Raw genomic sequence first — 19,349 nt, 5'->3', positions numbered from 1 at the left:
GCAAATGCCAAAAGGCTTATCCATGGCCTGGCGCTGGCCTCGGTGATGGTGTACATCAACCTGTATCTGATGCAGGGCATGTTGCCGATGTTGGCTGAGCAGTTTGCTGTTGCCGGCGGCGAGGCCACCCTGATTTTATCTGTGACCAGCTTTTCGCTGGCGCTGTCGCTGCTTGGCTATGCACTCTTGTCCGACAGTATCGGCCGCTATCAACCGCTGATCTTCAGTCTGTGGCTGCTGGCACTGTCGAATCCGCTGATGCTGCTGATTGACAGTTGGCATGGCATTTTGGCGCTAAGGCTGGTTCAGGGGATATTGCTGGCGGCACTGCCCGCCATTGCCATGGCGTTTATGCGCGAGTCTTTACCGCTGTCTGCGCTAATGAAGGCTGGCGCGTTTTATATTGCGGCCAACAGTTTTGGCGGTATTGTCGGGCGAATTCTGGGTGGCCTGATGGCCGAGTACCTGAGCTGGCAAGGCGCCGCGCTGCTGCTGACCGCAGTGACCTTGGTATCGGTTGGGCTCAGTCACTATCTGTTATCCCCCTTTGGCCAGAGTCATCAGGGGAAAGCTGCGACGAGCAGCGCGAATGCAGAGAAGAGCAACGCGACAGACGCGAAAAACAAGGCCGAGCGGTCAGCTCAAATACCGGCATCGAGCGCCTGGCAAGGTTTTGCCATGCACCTTGCCAACCCTCACCTGCGACTGTTTTATCTGCTTGGCGGCCTGGCATTTATGGTGATGGTCAATCAGTTCAGCTTTATTCAGTTGCACTTGCTCGAGGCGCCGTTTCACTGGAGCCGTTTCGGAGTAACGCTGATTTTCCTGTGCTACCTCAGTGGCACCCTGTGCGCTTATCGCTCCGGCACCCTGGTAGCCCGCTTCGGAGTGGCATCAGTGGTGTTGGTGTCGCTTGCGATGATGGTGACAGGCAGCCTCATCACCCTGTTTGATACCACACAGGCCATTGTCGGTGGCTTCTTGCTGAGCGCCGCAGGCTTTTTCCTTATCCATGCCTGTTGCAACAGCCAGGTCGCGCTCAGAGCCACAGGTCACAGAGCCAAGGCATCGGCACTTTATCTTTGTGCCTACTACCTTGGAGCGTCCCTTGGCGGCCCGTTCCTGATGCCATTTTGGCACCATGGTCAGTGGCCGGCTGTGGTGCTTGGCTCACTGCTGCTGTTGGCACTGGCTGGCGTGGTGGCCCTCAAGCTGTTGCCCGCTGGTACCTTGTCAGCACGCTCGGCTTATCTTCGTTGGTTCAAATTTCGTCGGGGCTGTCATTAAGGTAGTGTTTACGGTCAAGCTCGTACTTGCGCATCTTGTCGTAAAGGGTTTTTCGCGGCAGTTCCAACTGCTCCATGGTGAGCTTGATGGAGCCGCGATTGTGGGACAGGGCTTCTTCAATCAGTACCCGCTCGAAAAACTCGACCCGCTGACTTAACGACATCCCCGAATGCAGCTGCGCCGCGCCGCCAAGACTGGCAGCAAAAGCTGATTCGGCCCCCAGCAGCACGTAGCGCTCGGCCAGATTGCGAAGCTCACGCACATTGCCGGGCCAGTCGTGGGCGGCCATGCGGGCATGATGCTCGGCGCTGGGGTAAATCAGCTCCTTGTGGTAGCGGGCCGACGCCACCCGGGCAAAGTGCAAAAACAGCAGCGGAATGTCTTCTCTGCGCTCACGCAGCGGCGGAATCGGGATGGTCACCAGATTGAGCCGATACAGCAAATCCTGACGAAACTCGCCGGTGTCGCACAACTGCTTTAAATCCACCTTGGTGGCGGCAACCACCCGAATATCCAGCGCAATCGACTTATTGGAGCCAAGACGCTCTACTTTTCTGTCTTCCAGCACCCGCAGCAATTTCACCTGCAACGACAGCGGCGTTGACTCAATCTCATCCAAAAACAGGGTACCACCATTGGCAAATTCGAACTTGCCGACCCGGGCCTTATCGATGCCGGTAAAGGCGCCGGCTTCTGCGCCGAAAAGCTCGCTTTCTATCAGGTTTTCCGGAATCGCGCCGCAGTTAATGGCCACAAAGTTGGCCTGATGGCGCGGGCTGTGGTCGTGCAGACAGCGGGCAACCAGTTCTTTGCCGGTGCCGGTTTCGCCCTCAATCAGTACATCGGCCGGGGTGCTGAGCACCATGTCTATCAGATTTCTAAGCCGAACTATGCCCGGGCTGTTACCGAGGATCCTCGGCCCGGGAATGGCGTGGGCCTCCAACGCCTTTTTCAGATTGCGGTTTTCCAGAGTCAGGGCACGCTTTTCCAGCGCCCGTTTGACCACATCCAGCATATGTTCGTTATTGAATGGCTTTTCCAGAAAATCATAGGCGCCTTGCTTTAACGCATTGACCGCCATGGCAATATCACCAAAACCTGTCAGCAATACCACCGGCAGACTGGCATCGATGGCGTTGCATTTGCCGAGAAGCGAAATGCCATCCATGGATGGCATATTAACGTCGCTTACCACCACGCCGGGCCAGTCGCGACTGATAAGGGTGGCCGCCTGACGCGGGTCTGTAGTGGCCAGGGCGCGAATGCCCTCAAGCTCAAATAACTGCACCAGCACTGTGCCGATATGTGGCTCGTCATCGACGATAAGTACCTGGATGCCATCAAGATTATCAAGACTCATATTGTGCCTTCTCTGGGCTGTAAGCGGGCAGGGCGATATCGAAAATGGCGCCGCCTTCGGGGGCATTGGAGACGCGAATGTCCCCCTGCATGGATTCAATCATGCGGCGGGAAATCGACAGGCCAAGGCCCAGTCCCTGCCGCTCACTGGTGGTGTAATAGGGTTCGAATATTTTTTCCATCAGGCTGTCGCGCACACCGGGGCCTGAATCCTGAATGCGAATAAGCAGTGGATCGCCTTCAATCAGACTGATGTGCAGCCGCTTGTGCTCACTTTGGGCCATGGCCGTCAGGGCGTTGCTGATAAGGTTAACCAGTACCTGCTGCAAGCGGGTGCCGTCGCACCACACCCTGAGATCGTCGCGATCGGCGCTGACACTCAGTGCCACCTGCTGTTTGTCGATTTCGGGCTGCACTATGGTCAGTGCCTGCGCCAGACATTCATCCAGCGCCACCGCCCGATCCTTACCCTGACTTTTACGGGTAAAGCTTTTGAATTGGCCGACAATTTCGGCCATGCGGTCGGTGAGTTCAAGAATGATGGCCAGATTCTCGCGGGCCCGCTGTGGCATGTCCCGCTCAAGGAAGGTCTGGGTGTTTTGGGTGTAGCTGCGAATCGCGGCAAGTGGCTGATTAAGCTCATGGTTAATACTTGCTGACAGGCTGCCTACCACGGTGAGCTTGGCCGCTTGGATCAGCTCATCCTGGGTGTCTTTCAATTGGGTGTTGGCCGCTTGCAACTCGGCGGTACGCTCTTCGACCCGCCGCTCAAGCTCATCCCTGGACTGCTGCATCCTGGCGAGGCTTCGACGGCGCTCGTACTGCAACAAGGTAAACAGCAGCAGCAGGCCATAGCAGGTAGCCGCAAGCAGCAACACCTGATACAGGGCGGCGTACACCTCGCCCAAAGGGCTCAGCACATGTACCCGCCAGCCGGCCTTGGTCATCAAAATCGCGGTATCCAGATAATCCGCCGCCTCGGCGCCTTTGCCGATGCGATAGGTGCTGAGCGCTTTACCTACGCCGCGGTAAGCCGGATGTATGGCAAGCTCGCTGATTTGCCGTTTGGCATAGCGCTTACTGGCATTGAGGGCGTATTGCTTGCTTTGGGTCAGCGGCGTGAGGGACGTAAGGCGCCATTCCGGCCGGTTGGAGGCAAAAACGATGTCATCTGGGTCCGTGATAATAAAATCGTACTGGCCCGCCTGGGCGACCCCGGCGGCCTGGGTTTCGATATCGGTCAAATCCAGCTTCACCACAATGGCGCCCAGCACGCCGCCTTTATCCAGTACCGGAAACGAGAAGTAAAAGCCGCGCCGGTTCGAGGCGGTGCCGACGGCGTAATAACTGCCCTGACCACCGGCAATAGCCTCAGTAAAATACGGGCGGAAGGAGTAGTCCTGGCCAACAAACGAATAGGGCTGTTGCCAGTTGCTGGCTGCCACGGCCACGCCCAGGGCATCGATAAGGTAAATATCTGATGCCTCGGTAATGTGGCGCAGTTCTTCCAGATACAGATTCAGGCGGCTGATTTTCTCCTGATTGCGCTGATCCAGCAGCGCGTCGGCCAGCATGGGGTTGGTGGAGAGCACATGGGGGATGGTTTCAAAGCGCAGCAGCAGGCTGTCGAGCAAACTCACCAGTTCACTGAGCTGTTTTTGTGAATTTTCAGACAGCTCGGCCATGCCACTGCGGATATGCCATGACCAGGTGAGGTAAAGCACCAGCAGCAGGCCAACAAGCACCAGTGCTGTGTTTTTCAAACGTCGTTTTACCGTGGGCGTCAGCGGCATTTATCCCAATCTCAAATAGAAAAAGCCATAGTAAATCTATGGCTTAGGCTCGCTCAAAATGGGGCAGGGATCAAGCCTTGCCCCATGGATGTTTAAAAGCCTTTCAGGCTGTCCAGGTATTCCGGCAGGAACAGGCTGATTTGCGGCACATAAGTGATAAGCACCAAAAAGCCCAGCAGCAGAAGCAGCCATGGCAGACAGGCGTGAATAACCCAGCCGATGCTGCGCCCGGTAATGCCCGCCGTCACAAACAGGTTAAGCCCCACCGGCGGCGTTAACATGCCGATTTCCATGTTCACCACCATGATGATCCCAAGATGAATTGGATCAATGCCAAGCTGCACCGCAATCGGGAACAGGATGGGCGCCATAATCAGCAGAATTGCCGAAGGTTCCATAAAGTTACCCGCAGCCAACAGCAGCAGGTTCACAATGATCAGGAAGCCCCAGGGCGGCAAACCCCAGCCAACAATAGTTTCTGCAATCAGGTGCGGAATGCGCTCTGTGGTCAACACGTGGGCAAACAGCATGGCGTTGGCGATGATAAACAGCAGCATAATGCTGACCTTGGCACCGTCGCGCACCACGTTGCGCACTTCTTTATCGGTTGGGGTTTTAATCAACCCCAGCACCACATGCAGCAGGTTGCGGCCAATGGCGGCAATAATGGCTTCGCCTTCTTTACGCCAGGGCACGTTTTTCAGCGGGCCAATGTCGCGATAGCCAAACACGGCAACGAGGTAGGCATACACGCACGCCACGGCCGCGGCCTCGGTGGGGCTTGCCACACCGCCATAAATCGAGCCAAGCACGATGAAAATCAATGCCAAACCACCCATGGCTTTGGCGCTGGACAGTGACAGTGCCTTGATGCCGGGGAAGGGGCGTGATGGCAGGTTTTTGATGCGTGCCACAATATAAATGGCGAGCATCAGCAGCATACCCATCATCAAACCGGGAATAAGACCTGCCATAAACATGCGGGCGGCCGATACTTCAGTGGCCGCGGCGTACACCAGCATCACAATCGAGGGCGGAATAAGAATGCCCAGGGTGCCCGAAGTAGTGATAACCCCGGCGGCGAACTTTTGCGGATAGCCGGCGCGCACCATGCCTACAATCACGATTGAGCCGATGGCCGCAACTGTGGCAGGAGACGAACCTGACACCGCCGCAAACAGCATACAGGCCATCACAGACGCCATGGCAAGACCGCCGCGAATGTGGCCAACGCTGTCCATGGCAAAGTCGATGATGCGTCTTGCTACGCCGCCGGTGGACAAAAACGCCGACGATAGAATAAAGAAGGGGATCGCGAGCAGGGTGTAGTGCTCCGAGGTGGCCTCATAGAGTTTGAGGGCGACCGACGCCAGCGAGTCATTGGAAAACAGCAGGATGGTCAACATGCTGGAGAACCCCAGTGCAATCGCAATCGGCATGCCCAGCAGCATACACACCAGCAGGGTCAAAAACAGGGTGGCTATGGTCATGACTTGGCTCCGTCATTGTTATTGTTGTCGGCTTCCGGGCTGCCATCGGCCAGATGCATGCTTTCTTTGGCTTCATCGTGGAAGCTGAAGCCCACTGAGGCGCCGCGGAAAATGGCAATGGCCAGTTCGATAAAGCGCCAGGTCAGCATGGCGAAGCCGATAATCAGAATACTTTGACTGATCCACAGGGGAATGGCGGGATCTTCAGGGTCGATACGCATCACGTCCCAGGCAAAGTCTTCGCTCATGTGCTTCATCAGGGCGGCGGGCACATCGAGATCTTCCATGCCAATACCAATCTGATAAATCTGCGACAGATAATCCCAGCTGCCCTTAAGGAACATGGCGCAGTAGGCCAGACAAATGGTGACAGCAATCAGTGCGGTGATCCGGCGGGGACCCTGGGGCAGCTTTTTGACGAAGGCATCCACACCAATATGCGCGCCTACCTTGATGCCGTAAGACATGCCAAAGAGTACAAACCAACCACAGATGGTCAGTGTCAGCTCCTGGATCCACAAAAAGCCGGTGTTGAAAAAGAAGCGGGCAATCACCTCGACAAACACCAGCAGTGTCATCATGGTGATGAGAAGGTTGAGAAAACCTTCTTCTATGTAACCTAAAATACGAGAAATCACGAAAGCTCTCCCCGGGATTTTTGTACCATCCTTGGTCAATCATCGTCCCTGGTGATAAAGGCAGCTTGGGGCGCAGGCGCCCCAGTCAATGTCAGGGTTTGTTTGCGGCTTCGGCAGCGTCAATCAGATCTTTGCCGATTTTGTCTTCAAACTTGGCCCAAACCGGACGCATGGCATTCACCCAGGCCTGGCGCTGGGCTGGTGTCAGGGTGACCAATTCAACACGCTTGGAATCGAGAATAAGCTGACGGTCTTCATCGGCTTTCTTCAGCGCCAGTTCGTTACCCAGGGCAATGGCTTCGTCCAGCGACTGCTTGATAACGTCACGCTTGTCCTTTGGCAGGCTCTTCCAGAAGGTGTCAGAGGTCACCACCATGTAGTCGAGCACGCCGTGGTTGCTTTCGGTGATATGGGTTTGTACTTCAAAGAATTTCTTTGAATAGATGTTTGACCAGGTGTTTTCCTGACCGTCAATGGCGCGGGTTTGCAGCAGGGTGAACACTTCGGAGAATGGCTTTTTCACCGGAATGGCACCGACCACCTCAAACTGAGCGGCAATCACATCCGATGGCATGATGCGGAACTTCTTGCCCTGGGCATCGGTCGGCAGTGACAGCGGGTTGTTGGCGGAGAACTGTTTCATACCATTATGCAGGTAACCCAGGCCAACTACGCCTTTGCGGCTCATGGAGTTCAGCAGTTTCTGACCGGCCTCACTCTGCTGGAAGCGATCAACTGCGGCCATGTCTTCAAACAGGAACGGTAAATCAAAGATTTGCAGTTTCTTGGTGTAACGCTCGAACTTTGACAGCGACGGGGCAACCAGTTGCACGTCGTTCAGCAGCAGGGCCGCCAGTTCGTTGTTATCGCCAAAAAGCTGTGAATTGGGGAACACGCTGACCTTATATTCACCGGGCAGGCGGGTCTCAACCAGCTCTTTGAATTTCAGTGCCATCTGGCCCTTGGGGGTATTTTCGGCCACGACGTGGGAGAACTTGATTTCCACCGGCTCGGCGGCGGCACCAAGGCTTAGACCGAGCAGGGCGGCAGCCAGGCTGGTTTTGCCAAACAAGGCGAGAGATTGCAGGGGTGAGCGTTTGTTCTGTTTCATTGTTGAATTCCCTTGGTTCGTTATAGGTGTTTTTTCCGTTTCCCGAAGGTTGGGATACCGCGTTGTTTTCCCTCGAGGTCTATATAGTTATAGGCAAAGACCAGGCCAAAGTGTTTAACAATGAGTTAACTCGTTGGTAATGAAAGGGTTGCGAATGTGATCTGGCGCAAGGGTGTGGATGCCGTGTGTGAGCGGCCGCTCACTGTTTTGCGGGCAATGGGTGGATTTCCGCCTATTTTGCTGCCCACTGGAGTCGTTTGCGTTGGCCGGCGCAAGTTGGGGCGTTGGGGTAAGCTCTTTATATAAGGCGGTTATTTGGGCTGCGACAGGTGTTTGAGTACCGCATCACTTGGCAGCAGTTCCAAATGACCACGTTCATCGAAGTACCAGCCATTGATAAAACCCTTCTGGCGCATGGCCATCAGGTTTTGCATGACTTCCCGCGCCTCGCGCTGGGCCGTGTCCTGATCGCAGCCATGCAGGCGCTTTAAATAGGCGGCGATGCTGTCCAGTGACGCAGATTGACTGACATTGGCCATCGGTTTTTTCCTGTGTTTGCTCACAGCAAGCATAGGATAAAAGCACGCTGTTCTCTAAATGCTGCTCATTCTTTTGTTCTATAAGCTCATGCCCTTTGATGCTCGAAAGGCTTAACCGGGCGAAAGTTTGCCGATGAGGGGGGGAATTAATGCTGGAAGCGACCGTCGTGGCAAAGACTGCTGCGCCGATTTTCCATCGGCAACAGACACTGATAGAATAGTAAAATTTCGTCCACACAAGGCCCAAGTGGCCCTTCGTTTTATAGGCAAATGTCTCATATGACCGTTAAAACCCGTTTTGCTCCCAGCCCAACCGGATTCCTGCACGTTGGTGGCGCCCGCACCGCACTGTATTCCTGGCTGCATGCCCGTGCCAATCAGGGCGAGTTCGTGCTGCGTATTGAAGATACCGACCTTGAGCGCTCTACCCAGGAGGCGGTGGACGCCATTCTGGAAGGTATGGAATGGCTCAACCTGAACTGGGATGAGGGTCCTTACTATCAGACCAAGCGTTTTGACCGTTACAACGAAATCATCGACGGTATGCTGAAAAACGGTACCGCCTACAAATGTTATTGCTCCAAAGAGCGTCTGGAAGCCGTGCGTGAAGAGCAGGCGGCCAAGGGTGAGCGTCAGAAGTACGATGGTTGCTGCCGTGGCGCGGCGCCTCGCGCTGAAGGTGAGCCACATGTGGTGCGCTTTTTGAACCCACAGGGCGGCAGTGTTGTGTTTGACGATCAGGTCCGTGGTCGTATCGAAATCGCCAACGAAGAACTGGATGACCTTATCATTCGCCGCACCGATGGCAGCCCTACCTATAACTTTTGCGTAGTGATTGATGACTGGGATATGGGTATCACCCACGTGATCCGCGGTGAAGACCACATCAACAACACACCACGTCAGATCAACATCCTCAAAGCGCTGGGTGCCCCCGTGCCTGAGTATGGTCATGTGTCCATGATCCTGGGTGATGACGGCGCCAAGCTGTCCAAGCGCCACGGCGCTGTGAGCGTAATGCAGTACCGTGATGACGGCTATCTGCCGGAAGCACTGCTCAATTACCTGGTGCGTTTGGGTTGGTCCCATGGCGATCAGGAGATTTTCTCCCGCGAAGAGATGATTGAGTTTTTCAATGTACACGACATCAATAAAGCCGCTTCTGCCTTTAACAGTGAAAAGCTGTTGTGGCTGAACCAGCACTATATTAAGTCGCTTGACCCTGAATATGTGGCCTCGCACCTTGAGTGGCACATGAAGGATCAGGGCATTGATACCAGCAATGGTCCAGCCCTGGCTGACGTGGTGACGGCTTTGTCTGAGCGCGCCAAGACTCTGAAAGAGCTGGCTGCCTCCAGCCGCTACTTCTATGAGGACTTTGAAGAGTTTGATGCCGACCAGGCCAAGAAGCATCTGCGTGGTGTCGCGCTTGAGCCGCTCAAGCTGGTGCAGCAGAAACTGGCCGCGCTGACCGAGTGGAATCGTGAAGCGATTCACCAAGCCATTGAAGATACTGCCACTGAGCTGGAAGTGGGCATGGGTAAAGTGGGTATGCCACTGCGTGTAGCCGTGACCGGGGCAGGGCAGTCACCTGCACTGGATATCACCCTGGAACTCATCGGAAAGGCCCGTTCTGAGCAAAGAATCTCCAAAGCGGTTGATTTTGTAGCAGATAGGATAAATTCCTAAAAAAGGCGTTGACACATTTTGGTGTGCTGCATAGAATGCGCCACGCAGTCGAGACACGGTGTCAGCAACGCTGGCAGCACACTCAAATGCAGTAAGAGAAGCAAGGGGCTATAGCTCAGCTGGGAGAGCGCTTGCATGGCATGCAAGAGGTCCGCGGTTCGATCCCGCGTAGCTCCACCAAGTTTCTCTGTCCGGGGTCCCCTTCGTCTAGAGGCCTAGGACACCGCCCTTTCACGGCGGTAACAGGGGTTCGAATCCCCTAGGGGATGCCAATTTTCGCTGAGTTTAGTAAAACCAGTGCTCGTCACCGAGGATAACAGTGGTCCGGGTCCCCTTCGTCTAGAGGCCTAGGACACCGCCCTTTCACGGCGGTAACAGGGGTTCGAATCCCCTAGGGGATGCCAATTTTCGCTGAGTTTCGCAAAACCAGTGCTCGTCACCGAGGATAACAGTGGTCCGGGTCCCCTTCGTCTAGAGGCCTAGGACACCGCCCTTTCACGGCGGTAACAGGGGTTCGAATCCCCTAGGGGATGCCACACTCTTTTAAGCGAGTCTAAACACTTAAGTCCGGGGTCACCTTCGTCTAGAGGCCTAGGACACCGCCCCTTTCTCTGGGTAGAGAGTCGGCGGTAACAGTGGTTCGAATCCCCCAGGGGATACCACACTCTTTTAAGCGAGTCTAAACACTTAAGTCCGGGGTCCCCTTCGTCTAGAGGCCTAGGACACCGCCCTTTCACGGCGGTAACAGGGGTTCGAATCCCCTAGGGGATGCCACATTTTCTGAAGTTTTTGCTTATTCAGTGAAGATTTCGGGGCTATAGCTCAGCTGGGAGAGCGCTTGCATGGCATGCAAGAGGTCCGCGGTTCGATCCCGCGTAGCTCCACCAAATACGTGTTCACGGCGTTAATCGTGAGTCCGGGGTCCCCTTCGTCTAGAGGCCTAGGACACCGCCCTTTCACGGCGGTAACAGGGGTTCGAATCCCCTAGGGGATGCCACATTTTCTGTTCTAAAGCCCTCGGGCGGTGGGACACCGCGCTATTTCGGATGGCACGGCGGTATCCAGTGGATGCCACATTTTCTGAAGTTTTTGCTTATTCAGTGAAGATTTCGGGGCTATAGCTCAGCTGGGAGAGCGCTTGCATGGCATGCAAGAGGTCCGCGGTTCGATCCCGCGTAGCTCCACCAAATACGTGTTCATGGCGTTAATCGTGAGTCCGGGGTCCCCTTCGTCTAGAGGCCTAGGACACCGCCCTTTCACGGCGGTAACAGGGGTTCGAATCCCCTAGGGGATGCCACATTTTCTGTTCTAAAGCCCTCGGGCGGTGGGACACCGCGCTATCTTGGATGGCACGGCGGTATCCAGTGGATGCCACATTTTCTGAAGTTTTTGCTTATTCAGTGAAGATTTCGGGGCTATAGCTCAGCTGGGAGAGCGCTTGCATGGCATGCAAGAGGTCCGCGGTTCGATCCCGCGTAGCTCCACCAAATACGTGTTCACAGCGTTAATCGTGAGTCCGGGGTCCCCTTCGTCTAGAGGCCTAGGACACCGCCCTTTCACGGCGGTAACAGGGGTTCGAATCCCCTAGGGGATGCCACATTTTCTGAAGTTTTTGCTTATTCAGTGAAGATTTCGGGGCTATAGCTCAGCTGGGAGAGCGCTTGCATGGCATGCAAGAGGTCCGCGGTTCGATCCCGCGTAGCTCCACCAAATACCAAACCACCCAATCGGGTGGTTTTTTCTTTTTAGGCTTTCAGTTCTGTTGGCCAGGCTGGCGTTTTCTTTCCGTATTTTGTTTTCTCGCGGTATCTAAGCGTATCCCAATCTGGACCTGTCCATTGCCTGCCAGGTCGCTTCTGCTTTGCAAAGTCACCTGGCCAGTCACTCGTCTGCTACTCAATCGGTTATTACTGCCAGCAATGATAAAAATGATTGGCGGCACCTCCGTTTGTAAACCAATCCTGAGAAGCAAAAAGAAAATAAAAACTGCGGGTAATAAAAAGCTCAGCCTTGGCTGAGCTTTTTTATCGAAGTTTTGTTACTCGGTGCCGAGGAAACCGCCAGTCTGATGTGCCCACAGCTGGGCATAAATCCCGCCGTGTGCGACCAGCTCTTTGTGGCTGCCTTGTTCAACGATTTTGCCGTTATCGAGCACGATAAGGCGATCCATGGCGGCGATGGTCGACAGTCGGTGGGCAATGGCAATCACGGTTTTACCTTCCATCAGTTGATACAGGCTTTCCTGAATCGCCGCTTCCACTTCCGAGTCGAGCGCCGAGGTGGCTTCATCCAAGATCAGAATGGGCGCGTCTTTCAGCAGCACCCGGGCAATGGCAATGCGCTGGCGCTGGCCGCCGGAAAGCTTCACGCCACGCTCGCCCACCATGGCATCCAAACCGTGGTTGCCTGATGGGTCGCTTAGCTGCTCGATAAACTCCCGTGCCTGAGCCCGGTCGATGGCATTGTTAAGTTCTTCTTCGCTGGCATCGGGACGACCATAAAGGATGTTCTCGCGAATAGTGCGGTGCAACAGCGAAGTATCCTGGGTCACCATGCCGATGTGGGCCCGCAGCGAATCCTGAGTAACTTCCTGAATCGCTTGATTATCGATACGGATTTCGCCTTTCTCAACATCGTAAAAGCGCATCAGCAGGTTCACCAGGGTCGACTTACCGGCGCCCGAGCGACCAACCAGGCCCACCTTCTCGCCTGGGCGGATATTGAGCTCCAATCCTTCAATTACGCCACTGCCTTCGCCATAGTGGAAGCTCACGCCCTGATAGTGGATTTCCCCTTTACTGACCTGCAGCGCCTTGGCATTGGGGGCGTCCTTAATTTGCGTGGGTTTGGACAGGGTATTCATACCATCCACCACTGTGCCAATGTTTTCAAACAGCGAGCTTACTTCCCACATGATCCACTGACTCATGCCGTTGAGGCGCAGCGCCAGGCTGACTGCAATGGCAATGGCGCCAATGGTGATGGCCTGCTCGGTCCACAGCGCAATCGCGATTGCCGCCACGGCAAAGACCAGCACATAGTTGATGATTTGCACGCTGACATTGAGCCCGGTCACCAGGCGCATTTGCCGGTACACGGTATCCAAAAAGCCGCCCATGGCGTCGCGGGCATAATCCGCTTCACGCTGGGTGTGGGAAAACAGCTTCACGGTGGAAATATTGGTGTAGCTGTCGACAATGCGTCCGGTCATGGTGGAACGCGCATCCGCCTGCTCGGTAGAGACGCGTTTCAGCCGCGGAATAAAGTAAATTTGCAGGCCAATATAGATCCCAAGCCATACCAACATCGGGATCATCAGCCGCCAGTCACTGCTGGCAATGATGACCAGCATCGAGGTGAAATACACGAGAATGTAGACGGCCACATCGAGCAGCTTCATCACGGTTTCCCGCACCGCCAGCGCCGACTGCATCACCTTGGTCGCAATTCGCCCGGCAAATTCATTCTGATAAAAACCAATGCTTTGCTTCAGCAAATAGCGGTGTGCAAGCCAGCGAATCGACATGGGGTAATTACCCAGCAAGCTTTGGTAGGCAATCAGCGCGTGCAACAGCACTAAAATAGGAATGGCGACAAGCACCAGCAGGGTCATTCCAAGCAGATAAGCGCCTTCATCCTGGAGCAGGCTGCCGGGGTCTTTATTGGCAAGCCAATCAACTAATTGCCCCATAAATCCGAATAAGGACACTTCGAGCATGGCGAGGATGGCGGTGAGCACCGACATGCAAATGAGCGGAATTTCAAAGCCTTTGGTGTAATGACGACAAAAAGCAAACAGGGTTGACGGTGGCTGCGAAGCATCCGATTCGGGCAGGGCAGTGGTCCAGCGCTCGAACAGTCGAAACAGGGTTTTCATTGGCAATGTCTTAATAGATAACGAGTTGCATTTACTGATGGCACAGCATATCGCAAATACCGGCGGCGTGTTGTTTTTTCAGCGACTGATATTGAGGGCCGATTTCCGCTGGTTGGTGCAGGGCGGCTGCGGTAGAGTGAAGCCATTAAGCTAATAGCGCCACAACCAAAGCGCAAATGCTAAGGAAAGACCATGTCTTTGTCCCTGCCGAGTCCCGAAACCTGCCAGCGCGCCCGCTTAAGTCGCGATGCGCGCTTCGATGGGCTGTTTTTTACCGGTGTATTTTCCACCGGGATCTACTGCCGCCCGGTGTGTCCGGCGCCGTCGCCCAAAGAAGAAAATGTGCGTTACTTCTCGACAGCGCAGGCGGCAGCGGCCGCCGGATTGCGCCCCTGTCTGCGCTGCCGTCCGGAATCCGCGCCGGGCTCAGCCCCCTGGCGTGGTACGGCAACCACCTTAAACCGAGCCATGGCGCTGATAGACGCCGGTGCTCTGAATGCGAGGGATAGCGACGGCGCCGCAGCCATGGAGGCACTGGCGGCGAGGCTGGGGGTGGGGAGCCGCTACTTACGCAAGTTGTTTCAGGAGCAACTGGGGATGTCTCCCAAGGCCTATGGCGACTATCGGCGTTTGCTGCTTGCCAAGGCGCTGCTGCATCAAACCGAGTTGTCCATTACCGATGTCGCCTTTGCCGCAGGGTACGGTTCACTGCGCCGCTTCAATGAAGTGTTCAAAGTGGCGCTGAACCTGACTCCAGGGCAGGTGCGGGCGTCTAAGCGGCCTTGCAAACAGGCCAGTCGGCAAAGCGAAGGGCTGTGTCTGATGTTGGGCTTCAGGCCACCCTATGATTTTATGGCGCTGAGACAGTTTTTTATGGCTCGGGCCATTGAAGGTGCCGAGTGGTTTCTAAGCGCTGATGGCACGCCTTGCTATGGCCGTACGCTGCGTATTGAAGGCGAAGCAGGCTGGTTTGAGGCGAGCCTTGTTGCAAAAAAGCATGCGCTGAGAGTACATATCTATCCCGGCAAAGACAGCGCCAGACTCAGCCAGTGGCTCGCTGAAATCAAGCGGATACTCGATATCGATGCCAATCTGCCACTGATTGGTGAGCATATGGCTGCGCTGCTGGGCCGGGTGGCTACGTGTGACGCGGCTTCCGCGATGCCTCAGCCATCGCTGCCTGTGATGCCGCTGCCCGGTGCCGGCAGTTTTTTCGAGGCAAGTTGCCGGGCAGTACTTGGACAACAGGTAAGCCTGGTGCAGGCCACCCAACTATTGAATCGGTTGGTAGACGAAACCTCGGGGTATGTTGAACTTGGCGGCCGCCGCTGCCGGGTGTTTCCTGAGCCCAGCGCTGTTGAGTGTGCGAGCCTTGAAAGCCTGAAAATGCCCGGCGCCCGCAAACTTGCGCTGCAGGCACTGGCGGCGGCATTCAGGGATACTGAGCCCAGCGCGGAAGCGCTGCTGGCGGTGAAAGGCATAGGCCCATGGACCGTCAGCTACGCGCGAATGCGCGGATTATCTGAGCCGGATGTGCTACTGACCGGGGATCTGGTGGTGCGTCAGCGCCTGGCTGCACTGGGGATAGTGACACAGGCAGTTGCGGCGCAGGATGCGCTTGTCAAAGGTGCATCACCCTGGGGCAGTTACTTAACCCTGGCGCTGTGGCATATGGATTTAACATGCCAACCACAGCAGTAAAACCGCTCGGACAAATAGCAGCAAAGCCGCTCGCCAATATATTGAAAAGGATAAGCATATGACAACCAAGCAAACCAGGCTCACCTTTGCCACTCCGGCGCCCTGCGTGGCCCTGTGCGAGCTTCATTCACCGCTAGGCCCCCTTTGGCTGGGTGCCAGTGCGGCAGGGCTGATGCATCTGGTTGCATCGCCAACACTCACGGCAGAGCAGGGCGCCTGTGCAGGCAGCATCGAGGCTGCACAGGTGCATTTGCACGCAGCCTGTGCGCAGCTTGGAGACTACTTTGCCGGTAACCTTGACACTTTTGAGCTGACGCTGGCGCCGAAGGGCACTGATTTTCAGCGCGATGTCTGGCGGGCGCTGGCGGCCATTCCATTTGGTGAAACCTGCAGCTACAGCGACATTGCCAACCGCATAGCACGCCCCAAGGCAGTCAGAGCCGTCGGCGCTGCCAATGGCGCCAACCCCATCGCCATCATAGTGCCGTGCCACCGGGTGATAGGCAAAGGCGGCAGTTTGACCGGGTATGCCTGGGGCCTTGAGATGAAGTCCAGCCTGTTGTCGCTCGAATCCCGCCAGTTGGCGTTTTAACGCACGCTATTGGAAAAAATACTGCGCTCTATCAAATCCCCTTCGCTGTCCAATCTGGCATAATGGCCCCATTACACCTGACGGGGATGACGATGAAACACCTGTATTGGATGGTTGATGGGGTGCTGGCAGGACGCTGCGGCCCTTGCTTTGAGCCCTGGGATCTGGGCGAACTGAAACAGGCCGGTATTGGTGCCTTGGTGTCGTTTTCCGACGACATTGGCGATCCGGCGGCGCTGCCGGCGGCGGGTATTGCCCATCTACACCGGCCACTGCCGCGCAATGTGCCTCCGCGGGATGAAGACCTGCAGCTTTACACTCAGGTGATACAGGAAAGCCTTAACTGGATTGATACCTGGGAGGCCAAATCCGTGCCCGTGCTGGTGCACTGTGCCCTGGGTAACGACAGAACCGGCCTGTTGCTGGCGGCCTACATGATGCGCCGCGGCGCAGCGCCTGTACATGCGGTCAGTCAGGTGCGAAGCTTGCGGGAACAGGCGTTTTCTGCCGATGGCTGGGATCAATTGGTGTACGATGTGTTATATTCGTTGCAAGATTAATCCAATTGATATTGAAAGGAATTCAAACTCATGCCCCGGCCTTCTGCCCGTCGCTCTTTCTGGCTGATGCTCTTTGGCTGCATGACCCTTGGCGGCTGCGCCAGCCTGCCGGAACTCAAGGATGTGGAAAAATCTATTAAGCTGACCTCGCCCGAGGACAGCTTAATTGCCGGTTATCTGGCCGAGCCGCTGTCACAGCATCCGGGTCAAAGCGCGGTGTTGCCGCTGTTTGATGGTCTGGATGCCATGGTGGCCCGATTGGCATTGATCCAGTCGGCGAGCAGCAGTATCGACCTGCAATATTATATTTTCCGTAATGATGACACCGGGCGGCTGCTCGCCTGGCAGCTGATGGAAGCGGCCGAGCGCGGCGTGCGGGTACGCCTGCTGTTGGACGACACCGCCAGCGCCAACATTGACTATCAGCTGGCCGTGATGTCCAGCCACCCCAATATCGGCGTTCGCCTGTATAACCCGTCTGCACATCGCAGCCTGCGTGCTTTGTCGTTTATGGGTGACTTCGCCCGTATGAATCATCGAATGCACAATAAGTCGCTGACGGTGGATAACCGCCTGAGCGTGGTGGGCGGTCGCAATATCGGCAATGAGTATTTCTCCAACGACGAAGCGGTGGAATTTGGCGATCTGGATTTGCTGATGGCCGGGCCCGTGGTGGATGAAGTCTCGGATCAGTTTGACCGCTACTGGAATGCCGCCAGCAGTTATCCGGTGGAGGCGTTTTCAAGCCTGGAGAACGCCAAAGACGAGCTTGCCGCAGCCTACAGCAACATAGATACCCAAAAGGCGAAGCTTGAAGAACATCCTTATATTCAAAGACTCACCAAGTCGCCATTGCTTCGGCACATGGCGGACAACCGCATAGGCTGGTTTTGGGGCCAGGCGACTGTGTTTGCCGATCCGCCCGATAAGCATCAGGGCCAGGCCGATGAGTGGATGATTAAGCCGCTGCTTGAGGCCTTTGCTGACGTTAAGCAGCGACTGGTGATCTTCTCCCCGTATTTTGTGCCCACCGACAATGGCGTCAAGCTGCTCAATGACATGGCGGCACGGGGTATTGAAGTGATTGTGATCACCAATAGCCTCGCCGCTACCGACGTGCTGGCGGTGCATTCGGGTTATCAGGGCTATCGCGAGGCGCTGCTTCGCGGCGGAGTTACCCTGTATGAAGTCAAAGCCACTGGCCGCAAGCCCAGTCATTCCTGGAAGGGCAGTTCCCGCTCCAGTCTGCATGCCAAAAGCTTTTTGTTCGACGACCAGGCGCTGTTTGTCGGCTCGTTTAATTTCGACCCCCGCTCGGCCTGGCTCAACACCGAGATGGGCGTATGGGTTGACCAGAGTGAACTCAATCAGCAGATGCTGGCCTGGCTGCCGACATTTCTTGGCAAAAACACCTATAAGGTGAGCCTGGCTGATGATGGTTTGCAGTGGCAGGATTTAAAAACCGGCCAGATACTTTATGCTGAGCCTCAGGCCGGATTCTGGCGCCGTTTTATGGCCGATGTGCTGTCGCTGCTGCCACTGGAGTCTCAGCTGTAGCCATGCTGCAGCACGGTTGTGATGATGCGTTGTTGCGGGATGGCATTGGCCGTCCCAATGCCGCCAAGTGGCGGCAGATGTGAAGGGGAGTTATGAAAAGTAAAGCCAGTCAGTCTCAGGGGTTACTGTTATTTCATCTTAGCCGCCGGCAGCTGTTTGCCATGGGCACCCTTAAAATCCGTGAGCTGGTGCCTTACACCCACTTAAACGCCTTACCCCAGTCCCATCCGGCGGTGCTGGGGACGGCCACAGTGAGGGGCCATACCATTTCAGTTATTGATATGGCTGCGGCTGTGGGCTACCCGCCAATCAGCGAAGAAGAAAAGCAAAAGAGCTTTATCATCATCACCGACTGTCAGCGGATGGTGATTGGCTTTTTGGTGCGCGGTATCGACAAGATTATTGAGTGCAACTGGCGCGACATTCTGCCGCCGCCGGATAACCTCGGCCGTAATGCCTTCCTCACCGGTGTGACCCGCTATCAGGATGCCTTGGTGCAGCTGCTGGATGTAGAGTTGCTGCTGTCGAAAATTTTCCCCATCAAGGAAGACAGACGCATTGGTATTTTGACCGATGTGCAGCGCGAGCAGCTTAAACCCATGAATATCTTGCTGGTGGACGACTCCAAAGTCGCCAGAAAGCAGCTGTCGGATGCGCTGGATGCCATCAATATTCACTATCAGGTGGCGTCCAACGGCCGCGATGCGCTGGAAATTATGAGCCAGAACGCCGAGGCCCGGCATCCGGTGGATATTCTGGTAAGCGACATCGAAATGCCTGGGCTCGATGGTTACGAGCTGGCATTTGAGGTGAAAAACGATAACCGGCTGGCATCGGCTTACATTATTTTGCACACCTCGCTTTCCAGCGAAATCAGCGTCAGCCAGGCACGGCAGGTTGGGGCAGATGAAGCCCTGACCAAGTTCGATGCCCAGGAGCTGATTTCCGCCATGCTGCGCGGCGTTGAAAGTAAAGCTCAGCTCGCGAATGCCTGAGTGACACATTTCTGAGCTTGAGACACTGTTGCCGCCCCAGCTATCCTCACAGCCATGGTTGAGGCGACAACTACAATCGCGGGCGCTAACGTGGTTAGGCTCAGCAGATGTTGAGTGAATGCAAGTAAAATGCAACGCTGGGGTATCCCAACCCGGCTCAG

14 protein-coding genes and 12 tRNA genes are annotated in these 19,349 nt (G+C 55.6%); 19 read left to right on the top strand and 7 right to left on the bottom strand.

Annotation, left to right across the window (positions count from 1 at the left end):
- Positions 1-45 precede the first annotated feature (45 nt).
- Positions 46-1,287 carry an MFS transporter gene (locus STH12_RS09765; protein WP_418856614.1) on the top strand — a complete coding sequence of 414 codons (1,242 nt, stop codon included), beginning with the start codon at positions 46-48 and terminating at the stop codon, positions 1,285-1,287.
- Here STH12_RS09765 and STH12_RS09760 read toward each other — a convergent pair.
- The 6 genes from STH12_RS09760 to STH12_RS09735 all read right to left on the bottom strand — a co-directional run bounded on the left by STH12_RS09760 (position 1,262) and on the right by STH12_RS09735 (position 8,217).
- Complete coding sequence (locus STH12_RS09760; RefSeq protein ID WP_126167361.1) at positions 1,262-2,647, bottom strand: sigma-54-dependent transcriptional regulator; 1,386 nt, start codon at positions 2,645-2,647, stop codon at positions 1,262-1,264. The two genes, STH12_RS09765 and STH12_RS09760, sit on opposite strands and share 26 nt — an antisense overlap.
- Complete coding sequence (locus STH12_RS09755) at positions 2,637-4,439, bottom strand: sensor histidine kinase (protein ID WP_126167360.1); 1,803 nt, start codon at positions 4,437-4,439, stop codon at positions 2,637-2,639. Before STH12_RS09755 ends, STH12_RS09760 begins: the two co-directional genes overlap by 11 nt.
- A gap of 92 nt (positions 4,440-4,531) precedes the next feature.
- Complete coding sequence (locus STH12_RS09750; RefSeq protein ID WP_126167359.1) at positions 4,532-5,929, bottom strand: TRAP transporter large permease; 1,398 nt, start codon at positions 5,927-5,929, stop codon at positions 4,532-4,534.
- Positions 5,926-6,567, bottom strand: a complete 642-nt coding sequence (locus STH12_RS09745; protein WP_126167358.1) for a TRAP transporter small permease — start codon at positions 6,565-6,567, stop codon at positions 5,926-5,928. Before STH12_RS09745 ends, STH12_RS09750 begins: the two co-directional genes overlap by 4 nt.
- Positions 6,568-6,658: 91 nt before the next feature.
- Positions 6,659-7,678 (bottom strand): TRAP transporter substrate-binding protein, encoded by a 1,020-nt coding sequence (locus tag STH12_RS09740; protein ID WP_126167357.1) that lies wholly within the window; start codon positions 7,676-7,678, stop codon positions 6,659-6,661.
- 311 nt (positions 7,679-7,989) lie between these two features.
- Positions 7,990-8,217: a hypothetical protein gene (locus tag STH12_RS09735; protein ID WP_126167356.1), complete on the bottom strand. Its 228-nt coding sequence runs from the start codon at positions 8,215-8,217 to the stop codon at positions 7,990-7,992.
- Between the two features lie 279 nt (positions 8,218-8,496).
- On the opposite strand from STH12_RS09735, the gene gltX reads away from it, so the two are divergent.
- The 13 genes from gltX (at position 8,497) to STH12_RS09670 (ending at position 11,616) form a co-directional block, all read left to right on the top strand.
- The gene (gltX, locus tag STH12_RS09730; RefSeq protein WP_126167355.1) at positions 8,497-9,906 is read left to right on the top strand and encodes a glutamate--tRNA ligase; all 1,410 of its coding nucleotides are present in this window, start codon (positions 8,497-8,499) and stop codon (positions 9,904-9,906) included.
- 104 nt (positions 9,907-10,010) lie between these two features.
- Positions 10,011-10,086 (top strand) — tRNA-Ala (locus STH12_RS09725).
- Between the two features lie 16 nt (positions 10,087-10,102).
- Positions 10,103-10,178: transfer RNA gene (locus STH12_RS09720), tRNA-Glu, on the top strand.
- A gap of 56 nt (positions 10,179-10,234) precedes the next feature.
- Positions 10,235-10,310 (top strand) — tRNA-Glu (locus tag STH12_RS09715).
- 56 nt (positions 10,311-10,366) lie between these two features.
- A tRNA-Glu gene (locus tag STH12_RS09710) sits at positions 10,367-10,442 on the top strand.
- A 162-nt stretch (positions 10,443-10,604) separates the two neighbouring features.
- A tRNA-Glu gene (locus STH12_RS09705) sits at positions 10,605-10,680 on the top strand.
- A gap of 37 nt (positions 10,681-10,717) precedes the next feature.
- A tRNA-Ala gene (locus tag STH12_RS09700) sits at positions 10,718-10,793 on the top strand.
- A gap of 34 nt (positions 10,794-10,827) precedes the next feature.
- Positions 10,828-10,903, top strand: a tRNA-Glu gene (locus STH12_RS09695).
- Positions 10,904-11,017: 114 nt separating this feature from the next.
- Positions 11,018-11,093, top strand: a tRNA-Ala gene (locus STH12_RS09690).
- A gap of 34 nt (positions 11,094-11,127) precedes the next feature.
- Positions 11,128-11,203, top strand: a tRNA-Glu gene (locus tag STH12_RS09685).
- Positions 11,204-11,317: 114 nt separating this feature from the next.
- Positions 11,318-11,393 (top strand) — tRNA-Ala (locus tag STH12_RS09680).
- A 34-nt stretch (positions 11,394-11,427) separates the two neighbouring features.
- A tRNA-Glu gene (locus tag STH12_RS09675) sits at positions 11,428-11,503 on the top strand.
- A gap of 37 nt (positions 11,504-11,540) precedes the next feature.
- Positions 11,541-11,616: transfer RNA gene (locus STH12_RS09670), tRNA-Ala, on the top strand.
- A gap of 328 nt (positions 11,617-11,944) precedes the next feature.
- On the opposite strand, the gene STH12_RS09665 is transcribed toward STH12_RS09670, so the two are convergent.
- Positions 11,945-13,774 (bottom strand): ABC transporter ATP-binding protein, encoded by a 1,830-nt coding sequence (locus tag STH12_RS09665; RefSeq protein ID WP_126169484.1) that lies wholly within the window; start codon positions 13,772-13,774, stop codon positions 11,945-11,947.
- A gap of 201 nt (positions 13,775-13,975) precedes the next feature.
- Here STH12_RS09665 and STH12_RS09660 point away from each other — a divergent pair, with 201 nt between their 5' ends.
- From STH12_RS09660 to STH12_RS09640, 5 genes are all read left to right on the top strand, one after another.
- The gene (locus STH12_RS09660) at positions 13,976-15,484 is read left to right on the top strand and encodes an Ada metal-binding domain-containing protein (RefSeq protein WP_126167354.1); all 1,509 of its coding nucleotides are present in this window, start codon (positions 13,976-13,978) and stop codon (positions 15,482-15,484) included.
- 58 nt (positions 15,485-15,542) lie between these two features.
- Positions 15,543-16,076, top strand: coding sequence for a methylated-DNA--[protein]-cysteine S-methyltransferase (locus STH12_RS09655; protein WP_126167353.1), 534 nt, complete (start codon positions 15,543-15,545; stop codon positions 16,074-16,076).
- A 92-nt stretch (positions 16,077-16,168) separates the two neighbouring features.
- Entirely contained in the window at positions 16,169-16,636 is a 468-nt protein-coding gene (locus tag STH12_RS09650; RefSeq protein WP_126167352.1) for a dual specificity protein phosphatase family protein, read from the top strand.
- Positions 16,637-16,666: 30 nt separating this feature from the next.
- Positions 16,667-18,193 carry a phospholipase D family protein gene (locus STH12_RS09645; protein ID WP_126167351.1) on the top strand — a complete coding sequence of 509 codons (1,527 nt, stop codon included), beginning with the start codon at positions 16,667-16,669 and terminating at the stop codon, positions 18,191-18,193.
- Between the two features lie 92 nt (positions 18,194-18,285).
- The gene (locus STH12_RS09640; RefSeq protein ID WP_126167350.1) at positions 18,286-19,188 is read left to right on the top strand and encodes a chemotaxis protein CheV; all 903 of its coding nucleotides are present in this window, start codon (positions 18,286-18,288) and stop codon (positions 19,186-19,188) included.
- The last annotated feature ends 161 nt before the right edge of the window (positions 19,189-19,349 follow it).

Origin of the sequence: Shewanella khirikhana, from assembly GCF_003957745.1 — a bacterium.
Classification (GTDB): Bacteria; Pseudomonadota; Gammaproteobacteria; order Enterobacterales; family Shewanellaceae; genus Shewanella; species Shewanella khirikhana.
This window is presented reverse-complemented; position numbering and strand designations above follow the sequence as displayed.